The organism is Mucilaginibacter segetis, from assembly GCF_016522075.1.
GTDB classification, from domain to species: domain Bacteria; phylum Bacteroidota; class Bacteroidia; order Sphingobacteriales; family Sphingobacteriaceae; genus Mucilaginibacter; species Mucilaginibacter segetis.
The window spans coordinates 103,213-122,579 of sequence record NZ_JAEHFW010000004.1 but is presented as its reverse complement, the minus strand read 5'-3'; the positions used below and the strand labels follow the sequence as shown (position 1 = coordinate 122,579).

Genomic DNA, 19,367 nt, shown 5'->3' with positions numbered 1-19,367 from the left:
GCTGCAAAGTTAAATGTATTTATTAAAAGTAAAATCTTTAAAACCTTTATTGATTATTCGAACAATCCGTTGCATCTTAACTGCTTTAAGCTATAAGTTTTACGCTCTGTAATTCTTTCAAAATTCCATTCCGATCTATCGCTAGTGCGCTCCTTTTTTGTAACAACCAGTGTATCTCCTTCACATTTAGTATCAATATGCTCGCCATCCACATCATAAATACCCAGGTATAACCTGAAACTTAAAGAGTCTGTTAAGTAAACTGAATTTACATCAGTAGCCATATAGCTGCTATAAACAAGAAAATATTCTCTGTAAAGGCGTATCGGACAAGCCTTATCATTATTATACTTATTCACCACAGCAGTAATTTTGTAACGTGCTTTATTTTTTGGACTAAAATAATGGTAAACGAACACTACTAAAACAAGTAAAAATATTTGCCGAAAATATGGTTTCATCTGTCATTTTGGAAAAAGTCGACTTTAAATTGTTAGTGAAAAATAATTTAGAAGTAAGGGGGCAAAATGACATTACTGCCCCCTATACTTCTAATGATTATCCCAGTTTATTTTACGTGAAAAGTACATTAATACCCCTGTGATAATAAATAATGCTACGCTTCCTATGAGTAAAGCCATATCCTCTAATTGTATAATAACAAAAATGAAGGTGTAAAACACCGATAAAATAAAGGCGAATAACATAGCTGCTTTGGTGTTTTTTAATAATGAAGCAATGAATGTAGTTATCAGGCCAATTGTTGCTACTGATGCAATAACATAGGCCCAGTTATAACCAACCTGCTCCGAAAAAGATAACAACAGCGTATAATATATAATCATAGCTGCTCCTATCAATATATAGTTAAAAACGTGTATCCTTTTCTTTTGTATTACCTCCGTAAGAAAAAGTGACACAAAGGTTAACAGAATGATCAGGATAGCATACTTACTTGTACGTGTGATTTTTTGATACTGATCTACCGGGAGCAGCAGTTTTACACCAAAAGATGCATCTTCCGCCTTTTTATTATTATTTAAAAGGGTATCATCTGCAACCCATTGCTGCGGATACGGACGATTATAATATAGCATATGCCATCTGGCCGAAAATCCGTTCTTGTCTACCTTACGGGTATCCGGTAAATATCGACCGTCGAAACTTGGGCCGGGCCAGTTTCCGCTTACCTGTACATCCGTGGTTTTACCCAAGTGTAAAAAATGCAACTCCTGGCTGCCCTTCAGATCTAATGTGTACTTAAATTTAAAAGCACCATCCTTAAATGGTGTAAGGTTAATAGCCGTTTGCAAACCATTATCGAACAATGCATGACCATCGTACGCGGGTTCAACTGATAATAATTGTCCGCCTGCATTTATCACCGGATTGTTTTTCAACCCTTTTAAATCGGATATGCCAAAAATCAGCTTTGCCTTACCTGGCATCAACTGCTCAGGGCTTAAAGCAAGCGCAGCCAGGTTGGCCTTTGAAAAATTCCCGGATACTTTAATGATTGTATTGTACACCACGGCATCAAATATGCCCCGGTGTAACACATCAGAATTAACGGATGCACTGATTTTCAGGTTATCCGGCAATACGTATAAATTTTCAATTATTTCTTTCGGGGTTTCTTTTGAATCGGCAGAAAAGTTCTGCATCCTTTTGTAGGGAATTACCAATACCGGGCCTTTTATCATTTGACTGCCCGACCATTGGTCAGTTACTTTTGCTATCATTTCAGCCTGTCGTCCCGCCCGCTCCTTTATCAGATCGCCTATCATTACCGAAGGGATAAGTAACACAATGGTTAACATCCCTATAAAAATCAGTTTAACGGTGACAGACTCCTTGAGCCATCCCATTACTGTTTGTTTGTTTTCCGGCTGTATCATTTTAATTTACTAAAAGTACTTTGCTATACAAAGTGATAAAATAAAAAATTTAGCCTCTATGGCTATTTACTATTCGCTTTGAAATACAAAGTAGATAAATTTAATTTGATATTCCAAGTGATTGTGAAAATTTAAACCAAGATTGCGGCTTTCACCAGGTAAGGAAGAATCTCCTTTTGAAAAGAAACAAAGTTTTTGCGCACATCGGCATCGCTTACGGATGTAAAGGCAAAACTAAATACAATGCTTTTACTGCATTTAATGAGGAAACGTATACGTTGCTGATAGGTTTCGTGCCGGTGTATGCCCTCTAATTGGGTAAAGGAATGAACTAAGAGTTCTTCCAGTTCGTTAGAAAGATTTTTTAAAAAATCCTGTGAGTTAGTGCTTTCACGAATAAAATCCCAACCTATAAATTCATTGCAAACCGTGTAGGAAAGGCGGCAGGTTTTCATGATCAAATTACTGAGATGTTCTTCTTCATCTACTTCCGCTGTATTGGTATGGATCAGATCATCAACACTGGTTTTGATATAATCCATAAGCAGCACATGCAATACCGACTCCTTGCTGTCGAAATATTTGTAAATGGTTGCCTTTGCAATTTTAGCCTTTTTCGCAATCTCGTTAACGCTGGTTTTGTGATATCCGAATTTTCGGAATAAATCCCTCGCTGCACGCTTTATACTATCTTTAATTTTATCGGCTTCCATTGATCAGTTTGATACAAATATCTCAAAATTACTCACATTTACGGTATATGGCCGTAATGAACGGGTGGCAGGAGCTTTAACCGGGCTACCATCAGCAAGGGAAAATTTGGAACCGCTACACGGATCGGTTACCGTAAAACCTGTATCATCAATGGTAACCGCACAAAGTTTTTCGGGCTGATAACTACTGCAACGATCGTAAGCGGAATAAGACCCATCTGCTTGTCTGTAAATAATTAACCCGGCTACTCCATAGCCCGATATGGTAACGGCTCCTCCTGCGCTGTTAAGCGCAGCTAACCTCGGGTCGGTTTTTGAAGCCCTGAAATTTACCGGCACACTGGGCACTACACCTTCTGTTTTACCGCACGAAAAAAAAATTATGCTGATAATAACCAGTGTAAGTACCTTCCTCATATAATTTCTGATTGAAATTGCTTTAAAAAGCGAACATCGTTCTCGGAGAACAGACGCAGATCGCGAATCACATATTTCAGGTTGGCAATACGTTCCATACCCATACCAAATGCAAAGCCCGTATATTTTTTACTATCGATACCGCAATTCTCCAATACGTTAGGGTCTACCATACCGCAGCCCAATATCTCTACCCAGCCACTATATTTGCACATATTGCAGCCCGCACCTTTGCAAATGGTGCAGGAGATATCCATTTCAGCGGATGGCTCGGTAAACGGAAAATATGACGGACGGAAACGTACCTGAGTACCTTCGCCGTAAAGTTCCTGTACAAAATGATATAAGGTTTGTTTAAGATCGGAGAAAGAAACATTTTCGTCTACATACAGCCCTTCTATCTGGTGAAAAAAGCAATGCGCACGTGCAGAGATGGCTTCATTCCGATAAACACGACCGGGCATAATAGCCCGGAACGGTGGTTTACCATTTTCCATCATACGCACCTGTACTGACGAGGTATGCGTACGAAGGGCTATATCATCCCCACCTTCGCCTTTACGGATAAAGAAGGTGTCCTGCATATCACGCGCGGGGTGCTCTTCCGGAAAATTCAGCGCAGAGAAATTATGCCAGTCGTCCTCAATCTCCGGTCCTTCGGCTACAACAAAGCCTAAACGTTTAAAAATGTCAATGATCTCGTTACGCACCAAAGACAACGGATGGCGGGAACCTACTTCAAAACCATCACCCGGTAAGGTAAGATCCTGCCCGGCTTGTTGCGCGGCGGGTTTAGCGTCAAAATTTTCTTTCAGCTCGTTATACCGGGTTTCCGCAAGTTGTTTAAATTGATTAAGTACTTTACCAAAAGAGCGTTTCTCTTCAGTACTTACCGTTTTAAACTGTTCAAAAAGATCCTTTATAATACCTTTTGTACCTAAAAACTTAATTCGGAATGCTTCCAGTTCCTCAGCTTTTGCAGCCGTGAATGCCTGTATTTCGCTTGTATATTGATCTATCTTTGATTGCATCTGCTTCGCTGTTCAAAAAAAATTATTTACAAATATAACGGGTAATTATTTAATCACCCCTAATTCCTTACCCACTTTGGTAAAGGCACTGATGGCCTTATCCAAATGTTCGGTATCATGCGCAGCAGAAATTTGCACTCGTATACGTGCCTTACCCTGCGGCACTACCGGATAGTAAAAGCCGATCACATAGATACCCTCATCCAGCATTTTAGCCGCAAATTCCTGCGCCAGTTTAGCATCATAAAGCATTACGGGCACAATAGGGTGTACACCGGGTTTAATATCGAACCCGGCCTCTGTCATTTTTTTTCGGAAATACTGCGTATTATTTTCCAGTTTATCACGAAGATCGGTGGTTTCACTCAGCATGTCTAATACGGCTATTGATGCGCCCGTAATTGCCGGAGCCAATGTATTACTGAACAGGTATGGCCTTGACCGCTGACGAAGCATATCAATTATTTCTTTACGGCCCGAAGTAAAACCACCTGATGCACCGCCTAATGCCTTACCCAGGGTACCTGTAATAATATCAATTTTACCCATTACATTATGGTATTCGTGGGTACCTCTTCCGGTTTTACCCATAAAACCGCTGCAATGGCTTTCGTCTATCATTACAAGGGCATTATACTTTTCGGCCAAAGCACAAATCTTATCCAGCTGCGCAATGGTACCATCCATGGAAAAAGCACCGTCAGTAACCACTATACGATGACGGCAATCTTGTGTTAGTTTAAGTTTCTCTTCCAGATCAGCCATATCATCATGCTTATAACGCTGGCGTTGCGCTTTACAAAGGCGCACGCCGTCAATAATAGAAGCGTGGTTAAGCTCATCTGATATAATAGCATCCTGATCGTTAAACAATGGCTCAAATACACCGCCGTTCGCATCAAATGCGGCAGCGTACAAAATGGTGTCTTCGGTACCTAAGAATTCAGCTATCTTTTGTTCTAACTGCTTATGTATGTCCTGCGTTCCGCAAATAAACCTCACGGATGATAAACCGTACCCATGAGTATCCATGGTAGCCTTAGCAGCCTCAATTACTTTTGGATGGGCCGAAAGCCCTAAATAGTTATTCGCGCAAAAATTTATTACCTCTTTCCCGCCCTGTACGGTAATGTCAGCTCCTTGCGGCGAAGTAATAATACGTTCCTTTTTATATAATCCGGCGTTTTCAATATCTGCAAGTTCCTGTTTTAAAACAGGTTGTAATGTGTTATACATAATATTATAGCTTTAAAAATGTAAAATTAAGCATTAACACGCACTTAGGCGGTTTATCCGTTACATTTTAATATATTACACCAACATAAAAACATTCTGCACGAAAAAGTATTACATGTAAAGACCCCATGAAAAAAATTCTACCGCTGCTTATTTTGTTAATTACAACCGCTGCCGCTTCAGCGCAGCAATACGTTTTATCCGGACGTATCAGAGGTCAGCAAAATGAGCCTGTAGGGTTTACATCTGTTTATATACGCAACTCTACTTACAGCACAACTGCTAACGAAGACGGGCTTTATCAATTTAAGTTAACCGCGGGTACCTATCATATAGTTTACCGCTTTGTTGGCTATCGCGAACAGGTACAGGTTGTTACTATTACAGATCACGATGTACAACTTGATGTAAATTTAGAAGCGGAAATATTTGAGCCTGCTAATACCACATCCGAATATAACCGGAAGACCGACAGGGGAATGGACATCATGCACAAGGTATTAGCCTACCGGGAAATGCACATGGATGAGTTTAAAACTTACAAATGTGCAGTGTATATTAAAGGGGTGCAAAAATTGGTAAGTGCCCCCAAATCATTATTAGGGGGGGCTGTAATGAAACAGCTCGATCTTGATTCTAACGGACGCGGCATTCTTTACCAATCAGAATCGTTATCACAATTTAATTTACAACGGCCTAATAAATTTAAAGAGATATTTATAGCCTCAAAAATGGCTGGTGAAAACACGGCATTCAGCTATAATAAAGCATCGGATCTGCAAGTTAATTTATATGACAACATTTTTTACATTAACGGATTAAGCAGTCGCGGCTTTATTTCGCCCGTGGCGTCAAACGCGTTTGCATTTTACAGATACCGCCTGGAGGGCACCACGGTTTCAAACGGACGCACGATTTTTAAAATTGAAGTTATTCCACGTCATAAATATGAGCAGGCTTTTAAAGGGTATTTGTACATAGTGGATAAAGAATGGCGAATTTACAGTGCCGATCTTTTATTAAACAGTAAAGACAATAACATTAACCTGATAGATACCCTCAGGATAAGCCAGCAATATGTACCGATACTGGATAGTGTATGGCTGCCTACTTCCGTACAGTTTGATTTTAAGGGAGATGTACTTGGTTTCAAATTTGAAGGCTATTACCTGGGCATTTATAACAACTACCGCATCAACCAAACCTTCCCGGATGACTATTTTGATGGAGAGGTATTAAGAATTGATACCGCAGCCAAACTAAAATCGGCGGCCTATTGGGCAAATACAAGGCCGGTGCCATTAACACCACTCGAGGCCCGGTATTACGAAAAGAAAGACAGCATAGCCGCGGTTAAAAAAAGTCCTGAGTATATTGAAGCCTTACAGCACACCAAAAACAACATTAATTATTTTACTTATCTGATTTGGGGGTATAATGCAAGCAGCCGCAACGAAAAGGATTCGTTATATGTTTACCCATTTTTGCAAACCTTTTATTATAATACCGTAGAAGGCTTTGGTATTAACGCAAAAGTACGCTACACTAAAGTACTTGACGACTTTAGAACATTTAGCGTAACGCCGGCCTTACGGTATGGGTTCTCCAATAAATTATTCAGCGCTAACGTTCATTCCGAATACAAAAACGATCCTTTTCACCATGTTAAGTTTTACACGGATTTTGGAAGCGATATTCTTGATCTTAATAATGTAGGCACCCGGTCATTATACTTTAATACGCTAAGTACCTTATTTTATAATAACAATTATGTTAAATATTACCGCTCACAATATGGGGATATTGGGTATCAGCGCGAAATTAAAAATGGTATTTTATGGTCTGCGGAGCTATCATATGCAACGCGTACACAATTATATAATACATCCTTCAGGTTATTTCGCGATGTAAAAGATAAAGAGTTTACACCCAACAATCCGCTTGCACCGCCGGGAGCACATTATGACGAAAAATTCCCTCTTTTTCCGCAAAACCAGGCATTAACTTTTAAAACTTCCTTAACCTTTACTTTCGATCAAAAATACATTACCCGCCCTACAGGCAAAACTAATCTGCCGTCTAAATATCCTACGCTAACGCTAAATTATCGTAAGGGTATAAACAACATTTTAGGCTCTGATGTAAATTACGATTTCCTGTCTGCTGATATTTCCCAATATCACATCAGGATAGGTTTATCAGGATATTCCTCGTTCAAATTAACAGGGGGCGATTTTCTAAATCGTAAAACACTATATTTTATGGATTATAATCATTTCCTGGGAAATCAGGGAACAACCTTTGATCCTACTTATATTGGCAGCTTTCATTTTTTACCATTTTACACTTACAGTACAAACGGCGCCTTTTTAGAAGCACATTATCAGCATAATTTTTCAGGATCTATTTTCAACAAAATCCCATTCCTGCGTAAGCTGAAACTCGAAGAAATTATAGGCGCTAATTATCTTACCACCCGTGATAACAGAAATTACCGCGAGTTTTATGTGGGCATTCAGCGGCTTATATTCCGCGTGGATTACGGTGTATCTTATACCGACAATAAAAAATACATTCAGGGTATAAGGATATTTTACGGTATCCGTTAATGATCTGAAGGTGCCCGGTACTTTTGTGTTGTTTTTCCTTTGCGCTCAAATTATTATATTTGCGGCTCATTTAACACTGTTTGCAGCAGTATCAATGATTTATGGAAAAATATAACACACTACTTTATTATTGTTATTCAACAATAGACAATGCGGAGCAATTCGCAGCAGATCATTTAAAATTTTGTAAAGACCTGGGATTGACCGGGCGAATTATTGTAGCCGAAGAGGGGGTGAACGGAACTGTTTCGGGCACAACTGAAGCGTGTAAGATCTATATGGATACTGTTCATGCTGATGAGCGCTTTGCCAATATTGATTTTAAGATAGATGAAGTTAAGGAACCATCGTTTGTTAAAATGCATGTTCGTTACAAGTCCGAGATCGTACACTCCGGCCTGCGCGATCCTAACATGATAAATCCGCAGAAACAGACCGGCAAACATTTAGCTCCAAAGGAATTTCTGGAATTTAAAGATCGCGATGATGTAGTGATCCTGGATGTACGGTCTAACTACGAGCACTCTTTAGGTAAGTTTAAAAATGCAGTAACGCTGGATATCGAAAACTTCCGTGACTTTCCGGCAAAGATCAATGAGCTGGCAAAATACAAGGATAAAAAAGTGCTCACCTACTGCACCGGTGGTATTAAGTGTGAAAAAGCATCTGCCCTGTTATTACATGAGGGATTTAAAGATGTATATCAGTTGCATGGCGGCATTATAAAATATGGTAAGGAAGCCGGCGGGCAGGATTTTGAAGGGAAGTGTTATGTATTTGATAACCGCCTTTCGGTTGATGTTAATCAGGTAAACCCGGTGATCATTTCCACCTGCTTTAATTGCGGCAAAACAACGCCGAAAATGATTAATTGTGCCAACCCAGAGTGTAATGAGCATTTTACCCAGTGTGATGAATGCGGTACAGCTATGGATGGCTGTTGCAGTGATGCTTGTAAAGCACATCCTCGCAAACGTGTTTATGACGGTACAGGTTATTATGTAAAAGTACCGCAACCTGTAAATACGCAAAAAGGAAAGAAACTGCAATCTATTACGGATTAATAACTTATTGCTCTTAGCATTCCTTATTTCTGAATATTCATCTGCAAAACGTACTTTCGTATAATTAGCCTCAAAGGCTCAAACCTATGCGTAAATATTTGCTGCTTATTTTACTTTGTGCTTTATTTCATATCCAGGCATCGTCGGCTGATATAAAAAGCATAGGTGTGCCATATGTTCAAAATTACACCAAAGCACAATATCAGTCAGGCAACCAAAACTGGGCGGTTACCAGCGATGAGCATGGTATCATGTACTTTGGCAACTCCGAAGGGCTTCTTTCCTTCGATGGCAAATACTGGCAGCTCAACCATATGCCTAATGGTCAAATCGTTCGATCGGTAGCGGCCGACGGGCACGGCAAAATATACGCAGGCAGCTTTGGTGAATTTGGATATTGGGAAAACAATAAACTGGGATTCTTAAAATATCATTCACTAACCAATCTGGTTAAGGCAAAAAACCTGCTGAATGAAGAGATATGGAAAATAATTGTTGATGATGATAAGATCATTTTCCAGTCGTTCGGGTCCATATTCATTTATTCAAAAGGGAAAATAACTGTAGTTAGGGCATCTAAGCCCTTCCTGTTCTTGCTAAAAAGCGGCAATCGCTACTTTGTTGAGCAGGTTGCTGCCGGTTTATTTGAGCTAAAAAATAATAAGCTGAATTATATACCCGGGAGTGATGTATTAGGTACCAGCGGGGTGTTATCGATATTACCTTTTCAGCACAATAAATATTTAATAGGCACCGCAAAAAATGGGCTTTTTATTTATGACGGTGTACAAATTAAGCCATGGGCCAACCAGGCGAATGACTTTTTAAAAACATACCAGCTCAACAATGGCGCACTTATACCCGGCAAGTATTTTGCGTATGGTACCATTTTAAATGGCATTATTATTATTGATACACTGGGGAATGTTGTACAGCACATAAATAAAGCAAGCGGTTTACAAAATAATACCGTACTCAGCCTGCATACTGATGCCGAGCAAAATTTATGGGCCGGACTTGACAACGGCATAGATCGTATCGAAGTTAATTCTCCTCTGTATTTCTACTTCGATAAAACAGGGCGTTTCGGAACAGTGTATTCCAGTATTGTATTTAACAACAAAATATACCTGGGCACTAATCAGGGCTTATTTTACAGTGACTGGGTAAAAACCGACAGAAACCATCTTTTTCAATCCTTTGATTTTAAGCTGATACCAGGTTCACAAGGACAAGTATGGGATCTTTCCTTACAAGACGGGCGTTTGCTGTGTGGACATAATAACGGCACCTATCAGGTAAATGGCAGTACCATAACCAAAATATCAAATATTAATGGCGGATGGACCTTAAAGAAATTAAATGATCATCAACTTATACAAGGCACTTATACAGGTTTAGTTGTATACCGTAAAGACAAAGCTGGCAACTGGATATTTGATCATAAAATTGAAAACTTTGGGGAACCATCCAGATATGTGGAACGGGATAGTAAAGGACAAATATGGGTTAGCCACGCCTACAAGGGCATATATAAACTTACACTTAGTGCTGACCTGAGAACAGCTACCTCGGTAAAATATTATGATGAAAGGCAGGGGCTCCCCGGCAGCTATAACCTGAATGTTTTCAATTTAGATAACCGGGTGGTATTTTCTTCAGACTCCGGGTTTTATGTTTATGATGATATAGCTGATCGATTTTTTAAATACCAGCAGTTAAATAAAAAGTTAGGGACATTTTCATCTGCGGGTAAACTTATCCCAGCCATCGGTAAAAAATACTGGTTTATAAACAATGGTCGTGTAGCACTTGCTGATCTGTCCGTACCCGGCAAACTTTCCATTGATTCCAACAGGTTCAGTATCCTTAACGGACAAATGGTACAGCATTACGAAAACATTAACCTTATTAATACCTCTACTTATTTAATAAGTGTTGATGACGGGTTTGTAATTTTGAATGATCAGGATGCGCTGTTACAAAATAAGTTAAATATCCCTCACGTACTTATCAGGAAAATTGAAAATATTACCGACAAAATTGCCGCAATTGCAGATAATGTAGGGATAATGAAAAGTGATCTGCAAATTCCGTATACACAAAATAACATACGCATATCTTTTACGCTACCATACTACCGGCAGGCAAAAATTAAATTTCAATACTACCTGGATGGATATTCCCGGCAATGGTCTGATTGGACGGCCCAAAGCCAAAAAGAATTTACAAACCTTAATCAGGGAACTTATATATTTAAAGTACGCGCCAAAATAAATGACGAAAGCATATCTGATATTACTTCATTAACATTTACTGTACAACCGCCATGGTACACAAGTAAGGTTGCTATTATTATTTATGTATTATTAGTAATAGCCGTTTACTATGTAGGCCGGCAATACTATCGTCAAAAACTTAAAAATCACCGGCAAGAGATACAGGAAAAACTACAGCGTGAAAAAGAAGAATTTTTACGACAGGAAGCTATTGCCAATGAACAACATATAGTCACCATAAAAAACGAACAGTTACAGGCCGATCTGGCCAGTAAAAACCGTGAACTTGCCAACTCGGCAATGAACATTGTGTATAAAAATGAACTACTGCAAAAAATAAGTGATGAGATAAACAACTTTAAAGACAGTAGTGGAAAAAAATTACCTGAAGAACAATTAAAAAAACTCCATAAGGTGATTGACGAAGGCATGAGCGATGAACGCGACTGGAATATATTTGAGCGCAGTTTTAACGAGGCACATGAAAACTTTTTCAAAAAACTTAAACATGACCATCCCGACCTTGTTCCTAATGACCTGAAACTTTGCGCCTATCTAAGAATGAATATGAGCAGTAAAGAAATGGCATCGCTTTTAAATATTTCGTTACGCGGTGTGGAGATAAGGCGATACCGACTACGCAAAAAGCTTAATTTGGAGCATGATAAGAATCTGGTAGAGTTTCTCATTGAGCTGTAATACTACATCATTACCTCTCATAAGGCATTAAACACATTAGTTGTTTACATATCAGCCTGTAGTATGTATTTTTTACACTAACATCTAAATAAATCACTAAAATTCAGTGTTTTATAAAAAATAGAATTTTTTATTGAGAAAGTAAATACCTTTTGATGTATTAATGTAGAGTGACATTATTTGTTAAAAATGTATTATCTCCTCAATTTCGACCCTACAAAAAACCAATTAATCCAGTTATTAAATTATTAACCACGATGAAGAGAATTTATACAATCTCAGGGTTATTTCTATTGTTTACTTTTTTCTCTACAGTTGCCCTGGCACAAAACATTACCGTAAAAGGTAAAGTTACTGATGCTGCAAATGGCGATCCGCTTATCGGTGTAACTGTTGGAGTACAGGGAACAACAATAGGTACCCAAACAGATGTTAACGGCGCTTATTCTATAAGTGTATCGTCTGACGCAACCCTGCAAATTTCTTATATAGGATATGCTACACAGCAGGTGCCTGTATCCGGAAGAACCAATATCGACGTAAAACTACAAATCAGTTCAAATGAATTACAACAGGTTGTGGTAGTTGGTTATGGTACACAGCGTAAACTTGATGTAACCGGTTCGGTAGCATCTGTAAAAGGCGAAGAAATTTCTAAACAATCATCAACCAATGCGGTAAGCTCCTTACAGGGCAAGGTTGCAGGTGTACAAATCACCAATGGTGGCTCACCTGGTGCTTCACCTCAAATACGTATCAGGGGTTTAGGTACCGTATATGGTAACGCAAACCCTTTATATGTTGTTGACGGGGTTTGGTTCGATGATATCAGCTTCCTTAATCCAAATGATATAGAGAACATCAGTATCCTTAAGGATGCGTCGAGCGAATCTATCTATGGTGTAAGAGCTGCAAACGGCGTGGTTTTGGTAACCACCAAAAAAGGTAAAGGCGCTCCAACTATCAGTTACAATGCTTATGCAGGCTGGCAACGGGTAACTAATCAGCCGGCATTAGCAAATGGCGAACAATATGCTACCATGATAAATGAGCTTAACGCTATTAATTACCCTTCAGATCCTATTACGTTTGCTGATCCATCTAAATTTGGCACCGGTACCGATTGGTTAAGTGTTATCTTAAGAAACGCGTTCACCATGAAACATGATGTAACCGTTAGCGGCAGTACTGATAAATCTACTTACAGCTTCTCTGCCGGATATTTAAAACAGCAGGGCGTAGTAAGCGGTAACGATTATGACCGTGTAACCGCGCATTTGCAACAAGATGTACAGGCAACCGACTTTTTAAAACTCGGTTACAATGCGGTTTTACAGGGCAGTAATTCACACGATGCTCCGGGTGTTATTTATAAAGCATTTACTGCTGCCCCGATAGTACCTGTGTTTTATGCTGATGGTACATACGGAGACCCTGGCGATTTCCCGATAGGTAATGCTACCAATAATCCTAAGGCACAGATAGATTTCTTTAATCAGCGTTCAAAAAACTATCGCCTTACAGGTAATATTTATGCCGATGTTAAATTCGCAAAATACCTTACTTATCATACCAGTTTTGGCGGTGAGTTCGGCCAGGCCGAAGTTTTAGGTTATATTCCTGTTTATAAAGCTAACTCCATACAGTTTAATGATATCAGCAGGCTTAATGTATCACGTTCAGAAGTTAGGAACTGGATATGGGAAAACACCCTGACATTTGATAAGACCTTCGGGCAGCATCATTTAACTGTTTTGGCAGGTCAGTCTGCACAGCGTTATAAATCATATAATATAAATGCTACGGCGCAAAATGTACCCAATACAAGCGATGGCGACCTGTACCTTACCTTAGGCTCAAACGATAATGTAAATCCACGTTCTGTTAGTGATGGCGGCGCATTAGCTACCTATCAATCATTTTTTGGCAGGGTTAACTACTCTTTTGCTGATAAATATCTTATCAATGCATCGCTCCGTGCTGATGGTTCATCAAAATTCATCGGTAATGAGCGTTGGGGTTACTTCCCATCTGTTGGTGCGGGCTGGGTGATCAGTAATGAAGAATTTATGCGCGATCAGCATATTTTTGATAACTTAAAAATACGTGGCAGCTGGGGTAAAATAGGTAACGCTTCTGTACCTGCAAACCTCTCTACTTTAACAGTTAATAATTCAGCAGGTTTTGTTGCCATTTATAACGGGCAGTCTGCAACAGGTGCTAACATTACTACTATTGTTCCTCCTATTACTTATTGGGAGCGTGGCGTTGGTACTGATGTTGGTATAGAGATGGCTTTCCTTGGCAACAGGTTAACTTTCGAAGCTGATTATTACAAAAAGAAAACCGAGCAGGCCATATTCGCTATCCCTGTATTAGGTTCTTTAGGTACCAGTGGTGGTACTATTATTGGCAATCAGGCAACCTTCCAAAACCAGGGCTTAGAATTTACAGCCGGATGGCGCGGCAAGGTTGGCAGCGAATTTACTTATACCTTAAACGGTAACTTTAGTATAAACAACAATAAGGTACTATCAACCATAACCGGTGCAAATCCAATTTATGGTGGCGGCGCTGCTGCAACCGGTGGCCAGTTAAGTACACGCACCATATTAGGCCAGCCAATTGGCGAATTTTATGGTTTAGTTGTTGATGGCGTATTCCAAAATGCTGCCGAAATCGCGGCATCAAAACAAAAAGATGCTAAACCGGGCGATTTTATCTATAAAGATATTAATAACGATGGTGTTATTGATGCTAAAGACCGTCAGGTTATTGGTAATCCCAACCCTAAATACCTTTATGGTTTGAGCACTAACTTTAATTATAAAGCGTTCGACTTAACGGTCGATTTGCAGGGTGTAGCCGGTGTTGATGTCTACAATGCTAACAAAGGTCTGCGTTACGGATCAGAGAATTTTACTGAAGATTTTTATAATAACCGCTGGCATGGCGAGGGTACTTCAAACACTTACCCTTCTGCTAACATAGGTGGTGGCAATAACTATAAACCTAACTCATTCTTTGTGGAAAGCGGCGCTTACTTCCGTATCCGTAATTTACAGTTGGGTTATACTTTACCTTCATCTATTGCATCAAAATTATTCGTAAAAAGGCTTAGGGTTTACGCTAATGCGCAAAATGCCTTCAACTCATTTAAATACACCGGCTTTAACCCCGAGGTTGGCGGTTCACCAACGAATGCAGGAATTGATAATGGTGTATATCCGTTATATGCCACCTACAATTTTGGTGTGAATGTTACATTTTAACAATTAAAAATATTAAAGATATGTTTAATAAAAACTTTAAAACAGCGCTTGCTTTAAGTACATGTGCGGTGCTGATGATTACACAGGGGTGTAAAAAAAGTTTTCTGGATGTACCACCTCAGGCACAGCAGCCAAGTGTGGAATTTTTTAAGACCCAGGAAGATGCCATCAAAGCCGTAAATTCTATTTATGGTAATTTACGTGAATGGAAAGAAACTGCTTTCGCTCCTATGGCTGTTGAAAGCCTGGGATCTGATGAAACTGAAAAAGGCAGTACACCAAGTGATGCCAGTTTCATGAATGCCTATGATAATTTTACGGTTACCGCCACAGACGGCCAATTACAGGATTTCTGGAACGGACAGTATCAAAGCATCAACTTATGCAACCAGGTACTGGATAATGTGCCTAACATTACCATGGATGAAAACTTAAAGGCGCGTTACCTTGCTGAAGCAAAATTTGTAAGGGCTTACAACTATTTCAGGTTGGTGCGTGCTTTTGGAGATGTGGTATTAAGGCAGCATATTGCTAAAGATGCTACAGAATATAATTTACCACGCACACCCAAAGCTGAAGTGTATGCAGCTATTGAGCAGGATTTAACTGATGCTGCAGCTGTATTGCCTCAAACTTACGGTTCTGCAGATATAGGTCGTGCTACTAAAGGTGCTGCACTTGCCTTACATGCTAAAGTAGCCATGTATCAGCAAAAATGGCCAGATGTATTGAATTATACTAATCAGGTAATGGGCATGGGTTACTCTCTGTTCCCTGATTTTGAAAAATTATTCCGGATAGCCAATGAAAATTGTTCGGAATCGATCTTTGAAATTCAATGCCAAAGTTTACCTGGGGGTGCTGCTACAAGCCAGTACTCACAGATACAAGGCGTAGCCGGTGAGCCAAAAGGCGGCTGGGGCTTTAATGTACCTACACAGGAATTAGTAGACGCGTTTGAACAAGGCGATCCTCGTAAAGATGCTACTATAATATTCCGCGGTGAAACTACACCTGAGGGTGATGCCATATCACTTATAGGCCCTAACCCAAGGTATAATCAAAAATCATATGTTCCGTTTAATGTTCCTTTTCTTCAGAACCAGGGTGAAGATCAGAATGTAAGGGTTTTACGCTATGCCGAAGTTTTATTAATGAATGCTGAAGCTGCGAATGAATTGGGAAATACTGCACAGGCGTTAGCTTCATTAGAGAAGGTACGCGCAAGGGCACGGGCAGGCAACAACGCTATTTTGCCACCGGTTACCACTACCGATAAAGATCAGTTGCGTACAGCTATATGGCACGAGCGCAGGGTAGAACTTGCTATGGAGTTCGATCGTTATTTTGATGTGATACGTCAGGGACGCGCAGCCGCTGTATTTGGTCCTAAAGGCTGGACAGCAGGAAAAAATGAGGTTTGGCCAATACCACAAAATGAAATTGACTTGAGTGCGGGAGTATTAACCCAAAATCCCGGTTATTAATCATTAAACTTTAAGTATATGAAAAAATTTAATATAAAACTGATGACCGTTGCCCTTGTGGGCATGGGCCTGTCTTCATGCCAAAAAAGCTTCGATCCTAAAAGTTATGCTCCTCCTTTGGATATTGGCGGCTACACCAGCGCTAATGCAGTAGCTTCTTCAAATTTAGTAGCTCACTGGTCTTTTGATAATAACCTTATTGACAGTGTATCAAATACAGCAGGAACTGCTACCGGCACCACATTTAACGAAGGTGTAAAAGGCGACGCATTGCAGGGCGCTTTAAACAGCTATGTATTAACTACCCCTTCAAGCGCGGTAACCGGGGTTACCAGTTTTACTACAACTGAGTGGATAAACACCCCTCCGCCATCAACAGGTATTTTAGGTCTGTTTTCATTAGTTAACACCACAACCTTTTGGGGTAACCTTGAAATATTTGTAGAAAATGGGAGCACAAATGATAATGGCAAACTACGTATACATATTTCTAATGGTGTAGATGATAAAACCTTCTCTGTTGATAATGTAACCAACCTTTTCAATAAATGGGTGAACATTGGCGTATCTTATGATGAAACCTCATCTACCTGCAAATTATATGTAAATGGCTCAAGAGTGGCACAGGCAAATGTGAGCGGGCTTTCAGGACCATTGCATTTCAATAATACCGGTAAAATAGTTTTTGGTTGTGTACAGTTCATGACCACTCCAAGCCAAACATCGGCAACCGGTCAGCAAAGCTGGGCAAGTTATTTAACCGGAAAGTTAGACGAAGTAAGAATATATAACAAAGCGCTTACTGACCAGGAGATAAACGCCATTGTAAAACTTGAAGGCAGAGGAAAGTAAACATTTGATTGAGTATAAGGTTGTTCGGTGTAATAGCCGGGCAGCCTTTTTTTATGATTGGTGCAACTATTAAAAAAGAAATAAGATGAGAGATTTAAAGATATACGCAGGGGTTTGCCTGATTTTTTTGATAATGGCTTGCAAAAGTAATGATCCGGCACCATCACCGGTACATCCGGTAATACCCCCCGCATCGTTAAACTTTAACGCATTAAAGGTTAACGGTGTATTTAATGGTTTTACATATACTAACGTAAACAATAATCCTGTTATAAAAATATCCTTCTCATCCCCTGTTGATGAAGCTTCTGTAGCTAATGCTCTAAGTATAAAAGATAAAACCGGGGCAAATGTAACTTATACATCATCTTATGAAAATAATGATAGCACCATAGTTATCAAACCGGTGTTTAATTTTATCACCAAGTATACAGTTTCGGTGTCTACTGCTCTTAAATCTGCTAAAAGCGCAAACTTACAATCACCAATAGATATAAACCTTACTACCGGTATCGATCCAGCTGATAAATTCCCGGCGATAACCGACAATGAATTGCTTGATCTGGTACAGAAACAAACCTTAAAATACTTTTACGATTTCGGCCATCCGGTTAGCGGGCTTGCCCGTGAGCGAAATACCTCAGGTGATGTGGTAACAACCGGCGGATCGGGATTTGGCATAATGGCCATGGTAGTAGGTATTGACCGTGGCTTTATTTCAAGAGCCGACGGTTTGGCACGCTTGCAAAAAATAGTAGGTTTTTTAAAAAACAACGCGCAAAAATTTCATGGGGCATTTCCGCATTGGCTTAACGGCGTAACAGGTGCGGTAGTTCCCTTTAGTCAGTTAGATAATGGTGCAGACCTTGTAGAAACCTCTTATTTAATGCAGGGCCTGCTAACTGCGCGCCAGTACTTTAATGGCGCCGGTTCAGATGAAACCACCTTACGAGCTGATATAAATACATTATGGAATGGCGTAGAATGGGATTGGTTCCGCCAAAACAACCAGGATGTTTTATACTGGCATTGGAGCCCTGACAAAGGATGGGCAATTAACATGAAGATTTCCGGATGGAACGAAGGGTTAATTGTTTACGCTCTTGCGGCATCTTCTCCAACACACGCCATACCCAAATCGGTATATGATAATGGTTGGGCAGGCAATGGCAGTATGAAAAACGGGAACACGTATTATGGAGTACAATTGCCATTAGGACCAGCCCAGGGCGGACCGCTATTTTTTGAACACTACTCCTTTTTGGGTATCAATCCAAATGGTTTAAGCGATGCCTATGCCGACTATGGAAAACAAACCAAAGCTCATACATTAATTAATTACAATTATTGTGTAGCAAACCCTAAAAATTACTTTGGTTATGGCGCTGCATGCTGGGGCCTTACCGCAAGTGATATAGATGGTGGATACACTGCCAGTTCTCCTACCAATGATGTAGGAGTAATTGCACCTACTGCTGCTTTATCCTCCCTGCCATACACACCCGATCAGTCAATGGCCGCATTACGATACTTTTATTACAAACTGGGAGACAAGCTATGGGGCCAGTATGGTTTTTATGATGCCTTTAGCTTAAACGACACCTGGTTTGCTAACTCTTACCTGGCCATTGACCAGGGGCCGATTATTTGCATGATAGAAAATTACCGCAGCGGATTACTGTGGAATTTATTCATGAGCTGTCCGGAAATAAAAACAGGGATGAAAAACCTGGGTTTTCAGGGACCGCATTTGTAAACTTTAAAATAGCGGCAAGGTTAAAATCCCCGCTATTTAACCTATTAATTATTA

The 19,367-nt window shown here is 39.9% G+C and carries 13 protein-coding genes; 7 read left to right on the top strand and 6 right to left on the bottom strand.

What is annotated here, in order from left to right:
* Positions 1-53 precede the first annotated feature (53 nt).
* The 6 genes from I5M19_RS18220 to kbl form a co-directional block, all read right to left on the bottom strand.
* Positions 54-461, bottom strand: a complete 408-nt coding sequence (locus I5M19_RS18220; protein WP_200067809.1) for a hypothetical protein — start codon at positions 459-461, stop codon at positions 54-56.
* A gap of 90 nt (positions 462-551) precedes the next feature.
* On the bottom strand, positions 552-1,898 hold the full coding sequence (gene creD / locus I5M19_RS18215; RefSeq protein ID WP_200067808.1) for a cell envelope integrity protein CreD: 1,347 nt from the start codon (positions 1,896-1,898) through the stop codon (positions 552-554).
* A 131-nt stretch (positions 1,899-2,029) separates the two neighbouring features.
* Positions 2,030-2,611, bottom strand: coding sequence for a TetR/AcrR family transcriptional regulator (locus I5M19_RS18210; RefSeq protein WP_200067807.1), 582 nt, complete (start codon positions 2,609-2,611; stop codon positions 2,030-2,032).
* A 3-nt stretch (positions 2,612-2,614) separates the two neighbouring features.
* The gene (locus I5M19_RS18205; RefSeq protein WP_200067806.1) at positions 2,615-3,028 is read right to left on the bottom strand and encodes a Rieske (2Fe-2S) protein; all 414 of its coding nucleotides are present in this window, start codon (positions 3,026-3,028) and stop codon (positions 2,615-2,617) included.
* Positions 3,025-4,059, bottom strand: coding sequence for a phenylalanine--tRNA ligase subunit alpha (gene pheS / locus I5M19_RS18200; protein ID WP_200067805.1), 1,035 nt, complete (start codon positions 4,057-4,059; stop codon positions 3,025-3,027). The genes I5M19_RS18205 and pheS overlap by 4 nt, the downstream gene beginning before the upstream one ends.
* 45 nt (positions 4,060-4,104) lie before the next feature.
* Entirely contained in the window at positions 4,105-5,295 is a 1,191-nt protein-coding gene (kbl, locus tag I5M19_RS18195; protein ID WP_200067804.1) for a glycine C-acetyltransferase, read from the bottom strand.
* 128 nt (positions 5,296-5,423) lie between these two features.
* Between kbl and I5M19_RS18190 the strand changes: the two genes are divergently transcribed.
* The 7 genes from I5M19_RS18190 (at position 5,424) to I5M19_RS18160 (ending at position 19,313) form a co-directional block, all read left to right on the top strand.
* Positions 5,424-7,904, top strand: a complete 2,481-nt coding sequence (locus I5M19_RS18190; protein WP_200067803.1) for a DUF5686 family protein — start codon at positions 5,424-5,426, stop codon at positions 7,902-7,904.
* 101 nt (positions 7,905-8,005) lie between these two features.
* On the top strand, positions 8,006-8,968 hold the full coding sequence (gene trhO, locus I5M19_RS18185) for an oxygen-dependent tRNA uridine(34) hydroxylase TrhO (protein ID WP_200067802.1): 963 nt from the start codon (positions 8,006-8,008) through the stop codon (positions 8,966-8,968).
* Between the two features lie 86 nt (positions 8,969-9,054).
* A complete protein-coding gene (locus tag I5M19_RS18180; protein WP_200067801.1) occupies positions 9,055-11,946 on the top strand; it encodes a ligand-binding sensor domain-containing protein in 2,892 nt (963 codons plus the stop codon).
* 257 nt (positions 11,947-12,203) lie between these two features.
* Complete coding sequence (locus I5M19_RS18175) at positions 12,204-15,218, top strand: SusC/RagA family TonB-linked outer membrane protein (RefSeq protein WP_200067800.1); 3,015 nt, start codon at positions 12,204-12,206, stop codon at positions 15,216-15,218.
* Positions 15,219-15,238: 20 nt separating this feature from the next.
* Complete coding sequence (locus tag I5M19_RS18170) at positions 15,239-16,705, top strand: RagB/SusD family nutrient uptake outer membrane protein (protein ID WP_235985888.1); 1,467 nt, start codon at positions 15,239-15,241, stop codon at positions 16,703-16,705.
* A gap of 18 nt (positions 16,706-16,723) precedes the next feature.
* Complete coding sequence (locus I5M19_RS18165) at positions 16,724-17,557, top strand: LamG domain-containing protein (protein WP_200067799.1); 834 nt, start codon at positions 16,724-16,726, stop codon at positions 17,555-17,557.
* Between the two features lie 85 nt (positions 17,558-17,642).
* Entirely contained in the window at positions 17,643-19,313 is a 1,671-nt protein-coding gene (locus I5M19_RS18160; RefSeq protein WP_200067798.1) for a glucoamylase family protein, read from the top strand.
* The last annotated feature ends 54 nt before the right edge of the window (positions 19,314-19,367 follow it).